Source organism: Flammeovirga agarivorans (assembly GCF_012641475.1).
GTDB classification, from domain to species: domain Bacteria; phylum Bacteroidota; class Bacteroidia; order Cytophagales; family Flammeovirgaceae; genus Flammeovirga; species Flammeovirga agarivorans.
In genome coordinates this window covers 1-21,382 of record NZ_JABAIL010000007.1, presented here as the reverse complement: position 1 = coordinate 21,382, position 21,382 = coordinate 1, and the positions used below count along the sequence as shown (strand labels likewise).

16 protein-coding genes are annotated in these 21,382 nt (G+C 31.0%); 6 read left to right on the top strand and 10 right to left on the bottom strand.

Annotated features, from left to right (window positions below; all coding sequences use genetic code 11):
* Positions 1 to 33: 33 nt before the first annotated feature.
* Positions 34 to 693: an outer membrane beta-barrel protein gene (locus tag HGP29_RS20210; RefSeq protein WP_168884250.1), complete on the bottom strand. Its 660-nt coding sequence runs from the start codon at positions 691 to 693 to the stop codon at positions 34 to 36.
* A gap of 221 nt (positions 694 to 914) precedes the next feature.
* Here HGP29_RS20210 and HGP29_RS20205 point away from each other — a divergent pair, with 221 nt between their 5' ends.
* On the top strand, positions 915 to 2,228 hold the full coding sequence (locus HGP29_RS20205; protein WP_168884249.1) for an O-acetylhomoserine aminocarboxypropyltransferase/cysteine synthase family protein: 1,314 nt from the start codon (positions 915 to 917) through the stop codon (positions 2,226 to 2,228).
* 76 nt (positions 2,229 to 2,304) lie between these two features.
* Here the strand turns inward: HGP29_RS20205 and HGP29_RS20200 are convergent, their stop codons facing one another.
* On the bottom strand, positions 2,305 to 2,667 hold the full coding sequence (locus HGP29_RS20200; protein WP_168884248.1) for a phage holin family protein: 363 nt from the start codon (positions 2,665 to 2,667) through the stop codon (positions 2,305 to 2,307).
* Complete coding sequence (locus HGP29_RS20195) at positions 2,667 to 4,211, bottom strand: serine hydrolase (RefSeq protein WP_168884247.1); 1,545 nt, start codon at positions 4,209 to 4,211, stop codon at positions 2,667 to 2,669. The genes HGP29_RS20200 and HGP29_RS20195 overlap by 1 nt, the downstream gene beginning before the upstream one ends.
* A 134-nt stretch (positions 4,212 to 4,345) precedes the next feature.
* On the opposite strand from HGP29_RS20195, the gene HGP29_RS20190 reads away from it, so the two are divergent.
* Together HGP29_RS20190 and HGP29_RS20185 are read left to right on the top strand one after the other, a co-directional pair.
* The gene (locus HGP29_RS20190) at positions 4,346 to 5,026 is read left to right on the top strand and encodes a hypothetical protein (RefSeq protein WP_168884246.1); all 681 of its coding nucleotides are present in this window, start codon (positions 4,346 to 4,348) and stop codon (positions 5,024 to 5,026) included.
* A 2-nt stretch (positions 5,027 to 5,028) separates the two neighbouring features.
* Positions 5,029 to 6,741, top strand: coding sequence for a hypothetical protein (locus HGP29_RS20185; RefSeq protein WP_168884245.1), 1,713 nt, complete (start codon positions 5,029 to 5,031; stop codon positions 6,739 to 6,741).
* 90 nt (positions 6,742 to 6,831) lie between these two features.
* Here HGP29_RS20185 and HGP29_RS20180 read toward each other — a convergent pair whose 3' ends face one another.
* The 6 genes from HGP29_RS20180 to HGP29_RS20155 all read right to left on the bottom strand — a co-directional run bounded on the left by HGP29_RS20180 (position 6,832) and on the right by HGP29_RS20155 (position 15,202).
* The gene (locus HGP29_RS20180) at positions 6,832 to 7,773 is read right to left on the bottom strand and encodes a DNA-processing protein DprA (RefSeq protein WP_168884244.1); all 942 of its coding nucleotides are present in this window, start codon (positions 7,771 to 7,773) and stop codon (positions 6,832 to 6,834) included.
* A 187-nt stretch (positions 7,774 to 7,960) separates the two neighbouring features.
* On the bottom strand, positions 7,961 to 8,731 hold the full coding sequence (locus HGP29_RS20175) for a GNAT family N-acetyltransferase (RefSeq protein ID WP_168884243.1): 771 nt from the start codon (positions 8,729 to 8,731) through the stop codon (positions 7,961 to 7,963).
* A gap of 1,430 nt (positions 8,732 to 10,161) precedes the next feature.
* Positions 10,162 to 10,713, bottom strand: coding sequence for a DUF1572 domain-containing protein (locus HGP29_RS20170; protein WP_168884242.1), 552 nt, complete (start codon positions 10,711 to 10,713; stop codon positions 10,162 to 10,164).
* Positions 10,714 to 12,492: 1,779 nt separating this feature from the next.
* Positions 12,493 to 13,359, bottom strand: a complete 867-nt coding sequence (locus HGP29_RS20165; protein ID WP_168884241.1) for a hypothetical protein — start codon at positions 13,357 to 13,359, stop codon at positions 12,493 to 12,495.
* A 90-nt stretch (positions 13,360 to 13,449) separates the two neighbouring features.
* Complete coding sequence (locus HGP29_RS20160; RefSeq protein WP_168884240.1) at positions 13,450 to 14,334, bottom strand: ParB/RepB/Spo0J family partition protein; 885 nt, start codon at positions 14,332 to 14,334, stop codon at positions 13,450 to 13,452.
* Positions 14,335 to 14,338: 4 nt separating this feature from the next.
* On the bottom strand, positions 14,339 to 15,202 hold the full coding sequence (locus HGP29_RS20155; RefSeq protein WP_168884239.1) for an AAA family ATPase: 864 nt from the start codon (positions 15,200 to 15,202) through the stop codon (positions 14,339 to 14,341).
* A gap of 819 nt (positions 15,203 to 16,021) precedes the next feature.
* On the opposite strand from HGP29_RS20155, the gene HGP29_RS20150 reads away from it, so the two are divergent.
* Complete coding sequence (locus HGP29_RS20150; protein WP_168884238.1) at positions 16,022 to 17,089, top strand: replication initiation protein; 1,068 nt, start codon at positions 16,022 to 16,024, stop codon at positions 17,087 to 17,089.
* A gap of 122 nt (positions 17,090 to 17,211) precedes the next feature.
* On the opposite strand, the gene HGP29_RS20145 is transcribed toward HGP29_RS20150, so the two are convergent.
* Complete coding sequence (locus HGP29_RS20145; RefSeq protein WP_168884237.1) at positions 17,212 to 17,649, bottom strand: plasmid mobilization protein; 438 nt, start codon at positions 17,647 to 17,649, stop codon at positions 17,212 to 17,214.
* Between the two features lie 213 nt (positions 17,650 to 17,862).
* Between HGP29_RS20145 and sbcB the strand changes: the two genes are divergently transcribed.
* Positions 17,863 to 19,323, top strand: coding sequence for an exodeoxyribonuclease I (gene sbcB, locus HGP29_RS20140; RefSeq protein WP_168884236.1), 1,461 nt, complete (start codon positions 17,863 to 17,865; stop codon positions 19,321 to 19,323).
* 69 nt (positions 19,324 to 19,392) lie between these two features.
* A complete protein-coding gene (locus tag HGP29_RS20135; RefSeq protein ID WP_168884235.1) occupies positions 19,393 to 21,144 on the top strand; it encodes a hypothetical protein in 1,752 nt (583 codons plus the stop codon).
* The last annotated feature ends 238 nt before the right edge of the window (positions 21,145 to 21,382 follow it).

The window sequence follows — 21,382 nt, the reverse complement described above, 5'->3', positions numbered from 1 at the left end:
ATAATTCCTCCAAAAAACAGTGTTAAGCAATGTTTATCTTATAAATCTCTTTCCTCTGATTCTGTAAGCAACACCTATTTGGAATGTAGCATATAAGTCAGTTGGTGATTGTTGTGTTCTGTTTAAATCCAATGTATTTGATGAAGTCACTCTACCCATTGCTTCGGCTGTTAAAAACCAATTGTCTTTGATTCTATGTCTCATACCGATACCAAAATTTAAAGTTCCCCCTGCTTTATTGGCCTTAGTATTCAATAAATGATGGTTTACTTCTGCTAAAAATACACCTGTACCTCCCATTAAATACCATTGTGTATTTCTATTATTTAATCTCTCAATATTACCTAAATCGAAAATAAAAATAGGTGCGACTTCTAAAATTGTAGTATTAAAAGCATTTTGGCCATAGGTTTCGCTATTTGCCCTTAAATCTCTAGATGATAAACCAGATAGAGAGGTTTGGTATCTTAAATGAAACCTTCTTGATAATCTTGTTTGATAATACAGCTGAAAAGATGGCTGATGACTTTTCCCATCGAAGATGCGTTGGTTTTGATTAACATAACCACCTGAATATAAAGAAGTACCAATACTACCACCTACCATATGATAATTAGTGAAATCAGCAGTGGATTGCGCTCTCACAGCAAATGATAAAAGAATTGAGAAAATGAATAAAAAGTTATTTTTCATGTCGATTGTTTTATGTTTCAATTACTTAAGCGACAATTCCTCGAAAAAACCCTATAAGTAGCATATAAGTCATCTATATTTTTCTGATTCTTAAATTTTCTAAACCCAAATTCCATTATATTAGTAATATCAAAAATGTTTACTAGATTTACCTATAGACTGACTAGAGTATTCATTTCTAGTAAAAGTTGTAATCAAAAATTAATCTAACCTTTTGAACTATGAGCGAATATAAATTCGAGACCCTCCAACTACATGCAGGACAAGAAGTAGACCCGACAACCAACTCAAGAGCAGTGCCTATTTATCAAACCACTTCCTATGTTTTTGATAATGCAGAACATGCCGCAAATTTATTTGGTTTAAAAGAATTTGGTAATATTTATACCAGAATCATGAACCCAACTACAGATGTTTTTGAAAAAAGGATTGCAGCCTTAGAAGGTGGTGTAGCCGCTTTAGCTACAGCCTCTGGTCAATCGGCACAATTCCTTGCATTAACAAACATCTTAGAAGCAGGAGATAACTTTGTATCTTCTTCATTTTTGTATGGAGGAACTTACAACCAATTTAAAGTACAGTTTAAAAGATTAGGTATTCAGGCCAAGTTTGCAAATGGTAATGATCCAGAATCATTTGCTGCACAAATCGATGATAAAACAAAAGCCATCTATTTAGAAACAATTGGCAACCCTGAGCTATGTATTCCTGACTTTGAAAGAATTGCAGAAATAGCAAAGGCCAACAAAATTCCTTTAGTAGTAGATAACACATTTGGTGCTGGTGGATATGTATTCCAACCGTTAAAACATGGTGCTAATATTGTTACTGCCTCTGCTACCAAGTGGATTGGTGGTCATGGTACTTCAATTGGAGGTGTAATTGTAGATGGTGGTAATTTCGATTGGTCAAATGGCAAATTCCCTATGTTTACTGAACCTTCTGAAGGATATCATGGACTAAAATTCTGGGAAGTATTTGGTGAAGGTAACCCATTAGGATTACCAAATGTTGCATTTACAATTAGAGCAAGAGTAGAAGGACTTAGAGATTATGGTCCAGCCATTTCTCCATTCAATTCTTTCCAACTACTGCAAGGTTTAGAAACACTTTCTTTAAGAATGGAAAGAATCTGCCAGAATGCTCAAACTTTAGCAGAAAAATTAGAAGCACATGATTTAGTGGATAGTGTAAATTACCCTGGATTAGCTTCTAGTAAATATAACGACTTGGCCAAAAAATACTTCAAGAGAGGTTCTGGTGGAGTGTTTACTTTTGAGGTAAAAGGTGGATTTGATGCTGCGAAAAAATTTGTTTCTGAACTAGATTTAGTTTCACATTTAGCTAACGTAGGTGATGCTAAAACATTAGCAATTCATCCATCATCAACAACACATGAGCAATTAAGTGAAGAGGAACAAATTGCAAGTGGTGTAACCCCAGGTATGGTAAGAATTTCTACTGGTTATGAGCATATCGATGATATCATTTCAGATATTGAACAAGCTTTAGAGAAGACTACAGTCACAGTTTAGGATATATATATAATTCTATAATACAAAAAAAAGCCACTAAATAATTGAATTTAGTGGCTTTTCCTATTTGTGGTAATTAATCTCTTCTCACTCCAAAAAGGGAATCTAAAAACGTTAGCACTGTTGAATAAAACAAACTAAATACAAACGATGTACCTAATCCTCCTGTTGAAAAACCATCTACCCAACTACCTGCCCAATAAAACATTAGTGCATTGATCACTAGTAGAAAAAGCCCCAAAGTAAAGACAGTAATTGGTAATGTCAATAAAGTTAAAATGGGTTTAACAAAGGCATTTAGAACACCTATAGCTAAAGCTGCCCATATTGCAGTTCCATAATTGGTGACACTTACTTCAGTTGTAAACTGTCCTAGCACACCAGCACAAGCCCAAACTGCTATAGCCGAGACTAATATTCTTACGATAAATTCTTTCATTACTGTATTCTTTTTGCTTTTATTTCATTAAAATAGAAATCGTTATTCGGAACATCAAATGAAAGCCCAATTATCTTATTTTGGTTATCAGTATCAAATTTTACAGTACCAAGAGTAAACCAAGGACTTTGTCTATACCATTCCATCTTAAAAGTATCATAATTCCAATGTGTCAACTTTGCATTTAACATGTTTTGGTGTTCAAACTCTATAGTAAGATTTCCATCCTTTAGTCTAACTGTAATATCCCCATTCAAGTCAGAATGATACACCCCTTCATAAGAAGTCAAGTCAAGTGTTGGTTTTGTGCCCTCAACTTTACTATTTTCTATATCTTTTATTCTATGATCATTTTTATATCGATCATTAGAATATTGTAAATATTTTGAACTATAATCAGGAATTTCATCCAAACCCATAAATAAATCTACAGCATAGTTTGATGCTGCACTGATTGGTGACTTTAGACCATTCGTCAAAACAATTACACCAAGATTTTCATCAGGTATCATAGTCACCATAGTAATCATACCATCATATCCACCTGAGTGACTTACCCTCATTTTACCATGATAATCCTTAATCCCCCATCCAAGACCATAACCTGAAAAATGTGTATTTACCTTTGCTTTTGTTAAGTCAGAGGTATAAACATTCTGTAACTTCCAAATTGTATTTCTTGTTGAAGCTGTCATTAAAGTATCTTCACCAATTATTCCATTATTCATGTTAAAGGTAAGCCACTTTGAAAGGTCTTCTACAGATGAAATTAAACCTCCTGTCGCTGCTATTTCCTCCCAGCTTGTCCATTCAATAGGTTTGTTTACAGTATTATCAATAAGCATATGAGGTGTAGCATAATTTCCCTTTTTATCTAGTTCTTTTAAAGAATAGATTGTTCGGTCCATACCCAATGGATCTAGAATTCTTTCTTGAACGTTTTCTCCCCAAGATTTACCAGTCACTGTCTTTATTAATTCACCAGCGGTGATAAACATAAGATTCGAATACCCGAAGCCATCTCTTAGTTCGAAACTCTGATCGACGTATTTAATTCTTTCAATAATTTCCTTTGATGTATAATCTGATTGATACCACATAATGTCACCAGAAAACGTACCTAGACCTACTCTATGTGATAAAATATCTTTAACAGTAATCATCTGAGAAATATATGGATCATACACTGCGAAATAAGGAATATAATCAACAATCTTATCGTCCCAATGTAGTTTTCCTTCATCTACTAATTGGCCTATTATTGTAGCTGTAAACCCTTTTGAAATACTAGCGATAGCATATAATGTGTTTTTATTGGGAACTTCTTTTCCCCCTTCTTCTTTTGTTCCATAGCCTTTAGAGAAAATTAATTCTCCGTCTTTTACAATCCCAACAGTCATACTTGGAACTTCCCAAGAAGCAATAATCGATTGACAATATTTGTCAAGTTGTTTTATTTCAGACTTATAATTTGCTTTTTTCTGTCCAAAAGAAAGATTTGAAAGCAAAAAAAAAACTAAAAAATATAATGTAAAGTGTTTCATATAATGGTTTTATAATCAATCTTTTTTATGATTTGACCTAAAAATACCTAAAAAGGGGGATACCCAAGAACCGATATGAAATTTAATTTTACCCTTGTTAATATAAATTAACATATAACAATAACTAATTTTTAATGAAGACGAAATTACTCTTGCTATCTGCCTTGCTATTTTCTAGCATGGTTAGCTTTGCCCAAGACATGCCTTACGATCACTATGGAGAAAAGTTTGCGATTGGAGTTAGCGGTGGCTCCCACGGTATTGGTATTGATGTGTCCAAAAATCTACACAAACATTTTAATGGATCTTTAGGATTCAATTACTTCAAAATCAACGACTTTTCTAGATCAATTACAGTTGATGGTAAACAATTGAAATCAACTGTTGATGTAGAAATGGTAAACGTTGATCTAAGAATCGAGTATCTACCTTTCAAAGGTAGTAGCTTTAAAGTAGTTGCAGGTCTTGCTTACATGATGAGCAGTGGCGTCAAATTACTTGGTGTTTATGAAAATTCTGTAACGTTTGGTGAGTTAACGATCGATCCAGAAGACATTGGTGAGTTAAAGTTTGACGCTGAATGGAAACAAGTTTCACCTTACTTCGGAATTGGTATTGGTAGAGCAGTACCTAAGAAAAGAGTTGGTTTTGGTTTAGATATCGGGACTTACTACTTAGGAAAACCAAATGTTCAATTAACAGGAACTGAATTGTTGAGTGCAATGGGTACTCAAGAAGCTCAACTTCAGTCGAACATGGAAGAATACACTTGGTTCCCACAATTAAAATTAAGATTAGCAGTTAGATTAAACTAAACATGAAAAAATTATATATTCTCTTATTCTGTATTGCAGCAACATTCTATCAGTGTACAAACCCATTGGAAGGTGTTGATATTACTGTAAATTCATCTACATCTACCCATTTTGGTATGATTGAGATTTCTGATACTACTCAGCAAGATCTTTCTCAGGAACAAATTTCTGTAGAAATCATTGGAGAAGGTGCTGAATACTTATATAACGAAGCAGGCGATAAGAACTTTACTCCTTCGAACGGTATGTTATCATTTGTAGTAGATCCAGACTACACTTTTGCCGCACCTTTAGAATTTACTGTAATGGTACGTGGTGATAACTATATCGAACAACAAATCCCTGTTACTTTAACTGAAAGCGATACACTAAGCTATACTCGTATTGAGTTAGATCGTTTAGATAACGTAACTCAAGGAGAAGAGGTTGACGAAGATAATTTTGATTTAAGCTCAGGAAGATTTTCATCTACAGCGACATTTAGTACACAAAGAACTTACTGGAATAACAGTAGCTTAAGTGCTGAAGTGTCAATTCCTGCAAGTTCAGGTTTCACTGATTTCTATGGAAACAACATCGATGCAAGTGGACTAAGAATGGGTCTTGGTGCATTCGATTATGAATCGTATTCATGGAATGGTTATTCATATAGAATGTATATTCCTGCGTTAATCAGAAATACACAAGGAAACTTACAAAATGATAGAGGTATTTACATGTGCCAATTCTTATATTTCTACATGTATGCTTATACTTCTTCATACCAAAGAGTATATCAAACTTCAAGTTCTTTTACTGTTAGAACTGATATTAACCCTAATACTGTCAATCAATTAACTGGTAACAGAATTCAAGCAGGAGATCAAATCTTTGTTTACAGAATGTCAAATAATAATAACTATTATGATTGGTACGTTCGTGAAACTGAAGAAGCTGCTACTGTACAAGAAGATGGAGATGGAAGCCTTTATATCTCTTTTGAAACTAAAAATGCTTCATACTTCTGGATTGGTTATGATATGCAAGTTTGTAGATCATACCAAGCACAAACTACACCTAAAACATACACTAGTAGCTATTCGAACTACACTTATGTTTACTATCCATGGGTAAGAAATGAGGACTTTGGTTCAATCAAATTCTCAATCGATAAAACATATAATGATGCTGTTCTTGCTGGTGTTAGAGTTTTAATTACTTTCCCTGATGGTACTAAGCAAAGAGTATATGATTACTATGGTATGCGATTGTACGATGGTTTAAATATTCGACCATGGTATAGTTTAGGAAATAGTAGTATGACAGTTGAAATCTATGACAGATTTGATGCATCTAAAGTTTATTATACTTCAAATGCTTTCGACTTATGTAATGGTGACGTTACATTAAATGTCGATGAAATCTTAAGTAAATTACCAGATTATAAAACGGTGACGATTGATTACACAGGCCGTTGTGGCGATACTGTAATCCGTCCAACTGTACCTCTTTACGTTGAATACGATGTTTCAAACAGCTTCTATTGGTGGTCTAGATACCAATATTACTATGTTCGTAATGGTAAAGTAACATTATACTATATGGAAATCGGTAAAACATATAAATTCCACACTGTTTACAATGGTAAGTGGTATACTGAAGATGTTACGATTACTAGCGAATTAATGAAAGATGATGATTACGAAATTCCACAAAGACTTTGTGATTTACTGTAACATCCACTAACATTAAGCCTCAAAACTTAATGAAAACAAAAAGCACCATAAGAGATTATCTTATGGTGCTTTTATTCTTTATAAGTCTTTTTAAAAAGGTAATTCTTCCTCCAAAAAGAACTGAGGAAAATCGTTTTTATTCTCCAAAACCTTAATGGTACATTTAAACGTCTTATTATTTACGTCCTTAGCCTTACAATAACTTATCATACCATCTTTACCTTTTTCTATTAAAAGTCGATTACCGGCGTTTTTAGGGTGGTTTAAAGTATTATTCACTGGTAAGATAACCCCCAGTATTCTTTCCATTCTAGAGAAGTAACTCAATACAAATCTTGTGTCATCAGTAGGTGCATCCTGTACTAGTACTAACCTATTTGACAATGAAGCAACCACTTTACAAGCTTCAATATATCTGTATTCATCATAAGTAACAGTAGGGGGAAAAGGAGATACTACACATTTCATTGTAGCACTATGTATATCATGGTCTGGTGTATAAAGTTGGTCGAGACTTGAAGCTGCAACACCAACAAACGTTCCATCAAACTCTTTTAGTACTTCTATGGTAACACCTTTCTGTTGATTTAAAATGAGATTCACTTCTTCTTCTGTACAATACTCTCCAATTCTATTTGAAATTTTCATACCTACCTGATCTGGAGTTCTTGTACCAATAATTCCAACAGAGTATCTATTTAATAACTTATGATTACCTACTGCGTAAAGTAAAGGCCATAACTCGGTTACTTCAGCAACTTGTTGAGGGTAATCCTGAGATAAAAAATTCAATACTTCAATATTATATGATGAACAATCTTCAAGTATCTTATTTGCTACATTAATACCTTCATTGATTTCTTCTAAAGCCACCTTTTGAATTCTATTGGTTTTCTCAAAAACAAAAGAAATTGCCTCTAAAACAGTTTCACATGAATTCTCTGCCTCAATTAAGTAATCTTTATATCTGAATAAGAATTTTGGACCAAAACCCTTGATATTCAATATGGAAAGTAAGAGTCTATCTAGCATTTCATTAAAGTTAAAACATTGGTGCAATGTAACATTTTTCACAAATACTTACATTTTTTTGTGATTTTAATTTTTTTGGTTTTATATTGCGTTTGGGTAAAGAATCATAGGTTAGTCACCTATATAAAAAAATCAACTAGTTAAGCATTCGTGCTTAGCTAAAAGCATCTTGCATTGCAGGATGCTTTTATTTTTTCCCAAACTCAAGAATTATACCCGTTTCATTAAATTTGAATTTCTTGAATATGCCCAATGAATCTTCAGATGCCTGAGTTACTACTTGCTCCACATTCATATTTTTAGCAAAATACAATGCCGCTTCTACTAGCTTTGTTCCTATTCCATTTTTTCTTTGATCACTAAATACAGATAGATTATAAATACCTGCAACCTTAGGATTTTCTGGATCAAGAAATAATTCTATCACTCCAACTGTACTTGTTCCATCAGAGTAATTTAAAAGAATCGATTTATCCTGCTTTAAGATGAATTCAACATTCCTATTATAATGATGTAAAACCTCGGTATCAAATGGATCCCAATTGTTTGCTATAACAAAGGCATGATCAATGATATCTTGTTTTTCTTTTGCCTGAAAAATATTTTTATCGACTTCATATGGTTCTACAAGTGATAATGTTGGTAATTCTAACATGACACTTGATCCCGTTTCTTCTAAGTCCAAATTTTGGAAAATATCACTTAATGTATCATTTAAGTCACTCTTATCAAGCCAAACACATGGTTTTCTCAATCTATTCTCACAAAAGTCAATTGCCTCAGAAACTTCATTTATTACAATTTTGTCTGTATCATGAATATGAATGATATTATATGTATCAGACTTAAAACCACTATCTATATAGGTTAATGAATATGTATTTAGAACCCTCATTAAAGCATTATTTGAGGGAAAGTAATTTGCATGATTTTTAAAATTTCTATTTGATAAATTCATTATCCTCACTTTATTTTTGAATAAAAAGCTAAATATAGTACAAAAAATAACATTCTGTATAAAGACATATACTTCATTATTCTACAGCAACTGTCCTCTAATACATCATAATTTGGGTATAAAGTGATTAAAAATCTCGATTTTATGAAGGTAAAAAAGAAAAATAGTCCTAAAGTGCTCAAGGTAGGATTGCTTGAAAATCATGCTACACATTTTCCTAAAAAAATTACAACTGAAATTATTTCACTAAATAGATTTAATACTTGGTGAACCATATTCCTATTAGATAAACTTATTATCAAAAAGTTTTCATCTTCTGAACTAACTTTAAAATATATCTCAAATGCTACATGATAATTTTTAGGCTTTGGCAAATTTGCCAAACGTATCATTCTAATATCGTATTCATAAATAACGTAAAGCTCATATGTAGCATATAAGTCACTTTTTGCTTACTAAATTTATAAGTAGCATTTAAGATACTTTTTATTATTAATACTTATCTGTAACAATTTATTATTGAACACTTACTTAGAAAAGTATCTTATTTGATACTTTCAAATACTCATCATTTCTATAGTCTTTTATTAATCAACTGTATTTTCATTTCTGAATATATTGGAAATAGCCTTTGGTAAATTTGCCAACCCTAATATAGAACTGAGACTATTTATCTAATCGAATAATAATGTTTAAATAAAATCTGATTGTAGTGTCCTTTTCAAGCAAGTAATACTTATATATCTTTAGTGCTAAGTATTATTTTGTGTTGGAGTAATATTATGAGATCGTTTTTCTTATACAATAGATGATATAAATCGTTCTTGATTTAGTAAGCTTAATATACTAAGTAGGTATAGTTTTTTTCAAAGTTCAATAATTCATATTTCTAGGATATTCAAAAGTTGTCAGGTAATTTCATTTATCATTTTGCATAGAGTTATTATCTGGATAAACTATCTAAATGAACTAAAATCTTCAAAAGTAAAATTACAGTTTATCAATATCTAAACTTGTAGTACCTAATTTGATTTTCCTAATTCAAATAATAGAAGTAGATATAATATTGAATTAACGCTAACACTGAGAAACATCGGTAGAGTAATAAAAATATCATTTTCAAATAGAGTTCTATTGAAGAGAACATTTATATAATCTATTTATGATAAATATCAGAAAGTGAGTAATAATACCTTTGTAGCTTTTAAGATACTTTTCTAAGTGTGTCAGAATTCATGAGCCTTAATATTTAACCATTGGCAAATTTGCCAAACCTAACATCAAATGGAAAATATAAGATGTAATAAATCAAAACTGATATAAAGATAAACTCATAATAATAGTTTTTCAACCTCATAAATAGGATAGATGATATGTTATGACTTTCCTCACAATTGATAGAGTTTAGTTATTAATTAAAGCAATCTTCTTTATAGATCGTCAGTGTAATGTTTATTTCTTTTTTGTTTAGAAAACTTATTCTGATTATACTCTTTTGATTTTCCTTTTGGTATTGAAAGAGATTTCCAACTGTCATTCTGTATAACTTTCCCAATAAAAACAATTTGTCCTATATGATATGGATAGTGTGCTAATTGTCTATTTATTGCTTCTGATACTGAATGTCCCATATTACGAATGTATACTATTTTATCAAGGTCTTTTTCAGTCAAAGAATTTATAGCATTAAATAAACATTCCCATCCCTCGTTCCATTTCAATAATAATTCTTCTTTAGATTTTATATCATTATCAAATTCTTCATCTCGATTTCTCCATTCTTTTTCTCCATCAGATGTTAGAAAGTTAGTCCAACGAGAAATCATATTTCCATGAAGATGTTTAACGATTATAGATATACTGTTACTTTCTTTATTCAGTTGCCAAAATAATTTCTCCTCAGGTACTTGCTCAAATGTTTTTTCTCCAAGGAGTTTATAATAATCAAACTGTTTTTTTATACTCTCTAGGTATGTATTCATAGATGTTACTTTTATAATAATTAGTTTCGACTTACACTAATAAAAAACTTTCTCAAAGTTGCTTTATAATACTAATGGAATCCTATTAATTTACTGTAAGCAAAAAAATATACTTGTGAAATTTGAAGGAGTAATTACAACAGAATTTAGATATACAATTCAAACTCTACAATGTTTCTATTCATTATTTTAAATAATTCAGACAAGTTGAAATTAATATATCCCCATAACCTTTGGCAAATTTGCCAAACCATAAAGGGAAAGTATCTTAAATGCTACTTCTATACCAAGAGATTGATTTGAAGTATTAAGAATTCATGAAACAAAAAATAGATTTTAAAGTTTTTGATACATTAAAATAATGGTGATCAAAAGAAATTTAGGAACTTATATACTAACATAATTAACACGGACTAATAGTAATTTTACTTGGTGAACTACTCCAATGATACCAATAGATATTATGGCTGGTCGATTATTAATAATTCATCTTATTCAGAATTTATGTGAATTATCACAAAACAGTTTTTCCAGGTAGTCTAAGTTTCACAAATGAAAAATAGATCTTCAATTAATTTTCTGTAGAAGATTCAACTATGATAAATAATGTGTATCTATATATCGATCAAATAAGAATTCAAATAATCAAAGCTAGGTTAACTTTATAATCTCTAGTATAACTTACACCAAGAACAATTTAAAAAGACAACATAAAGCCTTTGGTAAATTTGCCAAACCCATTCACAAAGTAATAATATCAATCACAGTACTTATAATAAATGTAGCTTTTAAGATACCAAGATTCGATAATAAACTTCTTATAAATCAACCTTTGGTAAAGCCTTAAAAGGAAGAATCATAATAAGTAATCACTTTAACTATATCATCACTAATTTGATTCAAATTTTGAATAGCTACATATCTAATTAAAATAGCAATTTATATCAGATGTAGCATATAAGATACTTTTATGCTACCATAAATAAATTAGGAATTTAACCTTTGGTAAATTTGCCAAACCTGTTGAGAAATAAAATATCTAATAACTAAATACAGTACTTTGTAGCATTTAAGATACTATACATATGAATAAATTCTGAAATCATTAATATACCAACCTTAATTATATAACCAACTTGAAAATAATGAACTAGAAGCTTAATGAAGGTATTTGAATAATATAAATAAAGTATCTTAAAAGCTACCTTTGGCAAATTTGCCAAACCATGTTCTGGGACATATATCTTATATGCTACAAATCAATTCACTTTAGAATAGTCTAGTTACGACTTATTAGAACTAATATTTCCCGAAGTACAAATGTGATCAAAAAGAAATATAGCTTTGGATTGAAAATTTTTTAATAGTCTAGTTCTTTACGATAATGAATAAAACCTTAGTAGTAGTATAATTGTTTGAAGATGTTCATTGCAATGACTCTAATAATCATTTTTAGGTAAAATAAATATTTCACCCGAACATCTTTCAATGTTAAGTCCCTATTGATTGTTCATTTTATAGAAAATTACCTAAATCAAAAGATACTAGTTTCAATTGATGATTCTATTAGTAGAGGCTAATTTCTTATGATATTATAAAGTCGCCATTACCCATATACAAATACTTTAAATAAAACTGTAAATGATAAATTGATTTGATGAAGGAAAAATAACGCTTGATTGATCGAGTAGGATATAATAGTAGAGTATAAAAAAAGTAAGCCCCAATAACTAACTATTGAGGCTTACTTTTTTTATTGAAAAACTTTAATGAACTAAATTAAGCTGCTATAATCTTAACCATAGCTTTAACTCTTTTCACCGTTGTAGTACTGACATTGTGTTTCTCAGAAAGTTTAGAGATAGACAAGTGATCTAATTCAATATCTCTAACCAACAACGGGTACCTTTCGAGGTAGTTCCCATTTTGAGTCGCTTGAGGTTTTGAAAAACTAAAACCAATATTACTTTCTTGAGTAGGTGTATTCAAATTGATTTCGTTCAATGGAACCCTCTCTTTAAACTCCGGTTGAAAATAATTGCTCTGTGAAACATTAGATGTTTGTGGATATGTTTTCATAGTGGATCCTTCTAATGTAGACCAACTAGCCAAAGCTGACAATAAAAACAATGCAATAGTTAAACCTTGTAGGTGATTTGTTTGGCCTGATATTGCCTTCATTTCTGCAGCCTTCTCATTGACTTTCGTAGACAATTGTTCCTCTAACTTTACAATCTGTTTTTCTATTCTTGATGCATTACTGTGAGACTTCCAAGAGTTCTTCTTTGATGAATTCTCTAACAACATATTTTGAGCATCTAATAATGATTTCTCAAGAACTGAAATTTCCTGGTCGAACTTTGAATTGATTTTTTCATTGGCTTGAACATGGATTCCTAAAAAATCAGATGATACAATCACACCACCAAGAACAATCGCTACAAAAAGAGAGGGAGATAATCTCTTTCGTTTTAGAGCAGTCATACCTTCTACAAGGTAGGCATGTGCTAACAAAGAGAGAGTAGAGGAGCCTAAATAAGCGATCCATAAGTTTACATGTTGAGCTAAAAAAGCGCCACTCACATAAGCACTGTAAGACACCGATAGTGTAATTAACACAAAATGGTGTAACTTTGAGATGTTCATTTTACTTGAAGATTTAAATTGGACAAAATAGAAGGATACACAAACTTTGGTCGGGGAGTGTATCCTTTTTTGTATTAAGAATTTTGAATATTACTGATTGTAATAACTCGATAGAATTTTTACAATTGTTTCTTCTATTGATTGCCCATATTGAGAGGCATCATTTGCAATTGCTGTTTGAATAGAATTTGGTAATTCTAATGCTACATTAATGGTATTAATATCTGAGCTAATCACCTTTTTCTGATCATTAGATACAGTTGGAGGTGTTTGGGTTACTGTTTTTTTCTTTGGCTCTACTACTTGTGTATAGGCCTTGTGAATGGACTTTTCTCCAGCAAGAACTTCGTTGACTAATTCATCATCACCTAGCTCTTTAATTTTTTTATACTTTCCTACATTTCTTGCAGAAGTATTAGATAGTTTGGCTACCTCTTCTCTAGTATCAATTTTTGGTAAATTACTCTCACCTTTACCTCCTGCTACTAGATTAGCTTTTGCTTGCTCTTGAATCTGTCCTTCTAATGCTAAAGCAATCTCAATACGTTCAGCATCTAGTAAGTTTCTACGTCCTAATTGGTTTCTCAACATCCACTGTACAGCATCAGACTGAGATTCAAACTCAAGACGTTTAATAGGGACCCTATCAATCCCAAGGTCTTTCGCCGCTTGCAAACGGTGGTGTCCATCCACAATGAATGTCCCTAAGTTATTATCATAAACAACTAGAGCATCACGAATACCTTCATCATTAATTAATTTCCTAAATTGTTCTGCCTCCTCTTTTCTTTGGGGACGGATAGTTCTTTGATAAACTGGGTCAATTTGTAGTAAAGAAGTCGGTACTTTTTCTACCTGTTCAGAATTTCTTTCAGCTTCTAATTTAATATCTAATCTCTGCTTCTCTTTTGTAGTATTATCTTTAATACTTTTCGCAGTGAGTAGATTCGCTATTGAGCTTCTTCCTTTTGCCATAATATTACAGGCCTAAATGTGTTATTAATTCGTTATAAAGGTCATTGTATTCATCTTTTGCTTTCGCCTTTACAATCTCATGTTCTAAACTAAGATCGCGATGATATCTTACCTTTTGCTTTAAAGTAGTATTTAATAGCTTGATGTTATCGAAGCTTTTTAAAGCCTTAAGATCTTTACTTTCTAATGTATTGCTGTCTTTATTTATAATTCCTAGAGCAATGAAACTTCTACCTTCTTCTTTTCTTTTTTCTTCAATATCTGGTAAAACAGAAATCGTTGCAAACGAAGATGATAAGGCTACTGTTGTTGCTTCTAATGGTAAAATAGCTACATCAGAATAAGCTAAAGTGGTAATGATAAAGTCAGATTGTTGTAATGAACCTGCTGTATCAATAGCAATAATATCGTAATTATGTTTCTCCTTTTCTAAGATTTTAATAAAGTCTAAAACGGGTGAGTTAGATCTATTTAAATCGAAAGTAAGTAAAGAAATATTGTCATCAATACCAGCTGTTTCTACTATCGTAGATATTGTTTGCTGATAATCACAATCGATAACAAGAATTTTAAGATTTTCTCTTTTAGCTATTGATGTCATAAATAAAGTCAACATGGTTGATTTACCTACTCCTCCTTTTTGATTGGCAAAAGTGATAATCTTTGCTTCTTTCTTTTTCATCAATTCCTCAAAAGAAACACCTAAAACTCCAGCTATATCTTCAATCTTTTTGATCGATAAGTCTGTATCACCACGTTCAATTTTGGTATATCCAGACATAGACATACCTAATGCCTCAGCCATTTTACTCTGACTAATTCCTTTTGTGGAGCGTACTCGTTTAATATTTTCAACTATATTACTCATAAGGATAGAATGTTTATTATTTGATGCAAATATATATCACTTTTAAGGAAATCAAAATTAATTTTGAAAAAAATTATATTACTTTCAGTGATAATATTATTTGATAACATGACATACTTATCAGGTAGTTAGTATAAAACTATCACTTTCAAGGCATATTTATTAAATTTTCACAGAAAATATGACTTAAGTGCTACAATAAATCAATAAAATTGTTGTTTTTAAGTATCTAACATGCTACATTAGGACATTGAAATTAATGTAGCATTTAGGATACATCGTGTAGTCCTAAATTTTTTTAGGTATAAGTATCTAACTTGCTACATTAAAATAGACTGAGCAATAACGATTGTTTACTCGTATTTCTATAGAATGTATCATTTAAGTCATATTAATTAATCTACTCCTATATTTTTAAAGTAGCATTTAAGATATCTAAGGTAAACTATTTTAATTTTTATGTAGCAAATGAGATACTTTCAAAAAATAAATTGAATTATTGATTAAATGAATCCTCATTGTATCTCAAATGATACTATAACTATTCATAAAATACTCAAACACATAATAAATTAAGTATCTTAAATGATACATAAATTTAAGTATGAAGTGATTATTTAATTATTAATAGTTATTACCTTATATATTATAGCATTCATAACTAACTGATATACAGTTATTAAGAGGTCGTTTCTGTAGCATATAAGTCATTTTCAAACAGCATTTTAGATACATTGAGTAGCATTTAAGTCATATTAGCGTAGCATTTCAGACATCACAAGTAGCAAATAAGATACTTGGGTAGCATATAAGTCATATATGAAAGATTTAATAGTTAATATTAGTAGTGGTAAACAGAAAGTCAGGAGATCTAACCACTTTATTAATGCAGAAGATAGAAAAACTCTTACTCCATTGGCCCAAAAAGTATTACTATACTTTTTTACAGTAGTTGACCGATCGAAACCAGAAGATATGGTAACGTTCGATATCAAAGACCTATATGGTATAAAGAAACTAAACAGATCGCATTATGTGAATGTAGATAAGGCGTGTAGATTGTTATCTGAGTCGTCTCTAAAGTTTACAACAGGTGAGCCCGGTAAACACTTCAAAGGAAAATATATTCCTATCTTCAGTGAAGTGAATATCGATGGTTGTATGGTATCATTTGAGTTTAATCAGAAATTCTCAAAGTTATTGACACCTTCTGATAACTACACTGATTATATGTTTCAGAATATTAATGAAATGCGTTCTACATTCTCTATGAGGGTATATGAGCTCTTGAAACAGGGTGTAGGTAGATATAAGACAAGGGAGTTTACTGTTGTAGAGTTAAAGAAACTATTGGCCATAGATGGAAAACCAACTTACAATAGGTTTGCTATGTTGAAAAATAGAGTCCTTGATGTAGCTTGTAGAGAGATTACAGAAAAAAGTGACCTAAATGCTACATGGGAGATCAGTAAGAAAGTAAAAAGAACTGTAGTAGCAGTTAAGTTCCACATGGAACTCAAAGACCAGACACTTGAACTCGATACAGTTAGACAAGATATCACATCGAATGTATCATTTGAGTCACAAGCTGAAATAGAAGAAGAACCTAAAACAACTCAAGCATCAATAAACTTTGGAGGAAGTAACTTAAATGCTACAATAGTACCCCCACAAAATGATTTTGATGATAAAGTTGAGAAGTTAAAGTTACGTTTAGAAGAAATAGGTGTCTCAAAAGCTACAATAGCTGCAGCAGTAAAAAAATACAGAACTTTCCCTACTTGGAAAATATGGCCAGAAGTAAATGCGGTAAGAATGGCCGTAAAAGATGGCAACAAATTTCCAAACAAACATACATTGCGAAAATTTATACTAGGAGAGGAATAACAATATGACTTATATGCTACATTAAGTATTTACTTTTCTAGAATTATAAATGTTGGAATACAAAAAGGGTTGACATAATTATAAATAATGTCAACCCTTTTTCAATATCCTTGTAATAATATCTATTTCTTTTTCATATCCTCTTCAATCAGAGTTCTAATATAATCCGATACCTTCTGATTTTTCTTATTCGCCTGTGTCTCTAAATCATTATATTCTTCCTTAGACATACGGAAAGTGACAATCTTATTCGATCCACCTTTCTTTCTTGGCTTTCTACCTCGGTGTTGGATGGCAATACGATATTCCTCTAAAAAATCCTTTGTAGATAAAGCATACGGTTTAACACCATCTACGAAAATCATAGATGTTGCTTCGTCACCTTTCCAGGCGGCTTTTCTTTTAGACGTAAAACTTTGGAAGAAGGCCTTTCTAGTTTCAAAGTTTTTTATATCTGAAGATGGAAGACCCTTAATATAATCTTTCAAAGATTTCTTATCGTTCTTCGCTAACTTTTCAACCTCTTCAAAAGGTTTTTTATAGTAAATATACTTTGCCATTTGAGATATATTCGTATTACGTTATATACAAATAATTAATTTTCACAGACAATTGCAACTTATTCGTAATGAAAATTTTATATTTAATATTTTTTTTTAGATACATTATTTGAGTGATGAATATTTCTAATTAATGTACAATTCATTAGTTTCGTAAAAGTCATTACTTTTTGCATGTAATGTTAATGGAGAAGAAAGCTATACTTTTTAATAATGAACCCGACATCATTCTTTTTTTATGATTATGAGACTTTTGGGAGAGACCCAAGAAAAGATAAAATTGCACAATTTGCCGGAATCAGAACTGATATTGATCTAAATCCGATTGGAGATCCTATCACTTTATTCTGTAAGCCATCAAAAGACTTTCTTCCAGATCCGGAAGCTTGTTTAATAACAGGTATTACACCACAAATAGCAGATGCTCAAGGGATAAAGGAATTCCAGTTTATGGGACAAATTAAAAATCTGTTGGGAGCCAAAGGAACTTGTCATATCGGCTATAATAATATCAAGTTTGATGACGAATTCACTCGTTTCGGATTCTATAAGAATTTTATCAATCCATATTCTCATGAATGGGCAGACAATAATTCAAGGCTAGATGCATTAGATATCTTAAGATTTACTTATGCCTTAAGACCGGAAGGAATTGTATGGCCTGAAAATGATGAAGGAAAGAAAAGTTTTAAGCTTGAACATCTCTCTGTAGCAAATAAGATACTTCATGAAAATGCACATGATGCTACTGCAGACGTTTTAGCAACTGTTGAAGTATTGAGACTGGTAAAAACTCATCAACCTAAGTTGTTTAATTATGCAATGAAGATGAGAAATAAGGCCGAAGTAAAAAACATGATCAATAATGCAATGTCGAATCAACAATGTTTATTGACAGTTTCTCCTTTTGTACCGGTAGAAAATGGTCATCTCGCATTTATGTATCCTATATGCTACGATACTAAAAATAGCAATGCAGTAATAGCATACGATTTAAGAACTAATCCAGAACTCTTAAAAGATATTTCAATTGAAGATTTGAAGGCACTAATCTTTAAGAAGAAAGAAGATATGAAGGAAGGAGATGTAAGGCCTGGATTACAACAGTTATATATCAATCGCTCGAGTATTTTTGCAGAAACTAGAACTTTATCAAAAGCAAGAGCATTGGAATTGAATATTTCATTGGATACCATTGAGGAAAACAGAAAGAAAATGACAAGTATCTTAAATGATACATCTATAATGGAAAAAGTCAAAGAAGTTTTTAACTCACAATATGATATTGACCCAGATGTAGATACTCAGTTATACAATGGTTTTATTTCTAATAATGATCAAAACCTTGCTAATAGAATTGATAACATTGCTTCTAATGCACCTCAAAATTTAAATGCTAACTATTTTCCATTTTCTGATGAACGTTTAAAAGAAATGTTATTCAGGTTCAAAGGACGTAACTTCTTTGAGATTTTAGACCATCAAGAAAAGGAAGAGTTCAAATCTTTCTGTAGATCAAAAGTGATGGATGTGACTAATGATAGTATTGGTATCACAGTCTATAAAGAACAAATAAAGTCTATGATCGAAGAGGATACTAAAGATGGTAGGGCCAAAGGTATTTTGACTTCCTTATTGGTTTATGCAGATAGATTAGAATCAGAGCTTCAATAGAAAAACTAAAAAGCAATATTCATGAATCGCTTATTTTTTAAATATATATTTTTGACTTTTATTATTTCATTGAGTTTTCAAATAGCAAATGCACAGGTATTTAAATTTGAGACTCCTAAGAAGAATGAAGGAATTCAAGTAAGAACATTACCTAACGGAAATAAGATTTCAAATTGGAAAAAGGTAATAGAGAAAAAATCTAAAAAACCTTCTTCAAATGATCTTATTGCTGATGCATTGTTTGTAGATTTTGGTAAAATTAATCTCAATTCCTCGAAAAGTATCACTATAAAGTGTATAGCTGGAATTGAAAGCGAGGATATTGAGTTATTTTATATTGGAGACACTGATTTGTTCTCTATAGACATCGGTGATGACCAAAACTTTTGGCAGACAAATGATAGTACTGTATTTCATCAATCACCACTTGAGGATATCAGTATAAAAATAAGGCCGAAACCAATTAAGAAAGGTACAAACCAGGCCTACATGGCTTTTCGTATTGATAAACGATTGGTAAGAATTGCGATGAAATCAAACGTTACTGAAGAAGTAACCTTTCATCAGGATACAGTCAGTATCAATTTAGGTTTAGTGGAAGCAGATTCTATTGGGTTTACAGATTATACATTTTTTGATTTGCAAGAACTCCCACTAAACTTTGAATACTCAGGAGATGCTAATGCCTTTCAGTTTATGGTAGATGGAGATTCCATTTTAGCAGACAGTATATCTCAAGTGATACCGAATTCAGATACACTGACTTTATCCATTGCACCTATCGCAGATAAACTCGGAGATCATTATGGTGCAGTTAAATTAGAGAATAACTATTTACAGCAAGAAATAACGATAACCTCAAGAGTTGAAAAAGTGCGAGGAGAAATCTTCTGGGCAGATACAAATCATCTTGAAAGAAATATTGAATATTTAGAAACCACTTTATATTCTCCTCAAGACACACTTTATGCACAATTGTCATTATATAATGATAGTGATTATGACACTCTATTTGATATCTCACATTATATAAATATAAATACTGATGATTGGTTGGATTATAGTTTGCCTGTGACTCAAATGCTACCAAGAAGTATCACTATGATCCAAGTTCCATTTTATCCGAACAAGAAATCAAATTTGGATAATGACTTAAATGCTACGATAGATATTTTAATTTTAAAGGATTCTTCTACAAATACTCAAAAAGTAAATTACAAGCCAGTAGAGAAATTAAGAGAAGAATTGAAAACTAACTTTCCTTCTTCATTAACCTTTACTTCTAAAAAAGATACACTTGAAATAAGAATTCCTTATTTGAATACGGGTAAGAATGCTGTTTATCCAACAGTTAAAACTTTTATGGATGAGATAGAATTACCATCAGCAATTCAAGTATATTATGGAACACCTAGAATCAAGTCTTGGAGAAAGGGATACATATCTATTTATATGACACCTTATGATTCCATCAACTTTCACAAAGAAAAAACGCAAACATTAAAATATAAGGTTTATGATGAAGTGGTTGAAGCAGATATTCATATAAAGCAAAAACCATTATCTGCGATTATTAAAGATTATACCCAAGAAATTATATTAGGTATCATTTCAGTCACTTTATTAATTTTATTGATTTTTTCACCTAAGATCTATAAGTATGGTAAGAGAGAATATGCAAACTATCTTATCAAGGCGAACCTTAAGAAAGATATTTTCTCAATAAACAGAACAATAGGTATCATTCAAGATACTTCCATACAATCTGCCTTAGAGCAGGACCTAAATAAGAAGAAAGAAGAGTTAAGTAATATAACTTAAATGCTACATTGAAACTCTAAATTCGTAAAGAGTATATTAAAATGTGTATTTGAATTTATTTTGAATAAAAAGGTAATGGGACTATTGTTTTTTAAAAATGACTCATTACCTTTGTCATCCCTTCAAACGGAAGGCGATATGAAAACAACATTTTTAATAAAATGCTAATTCATTTCAACATTTTGCAAAGAAGACAGTGATGTAAATTAAAATTTCAAATGAAATCAAATAAGCATTG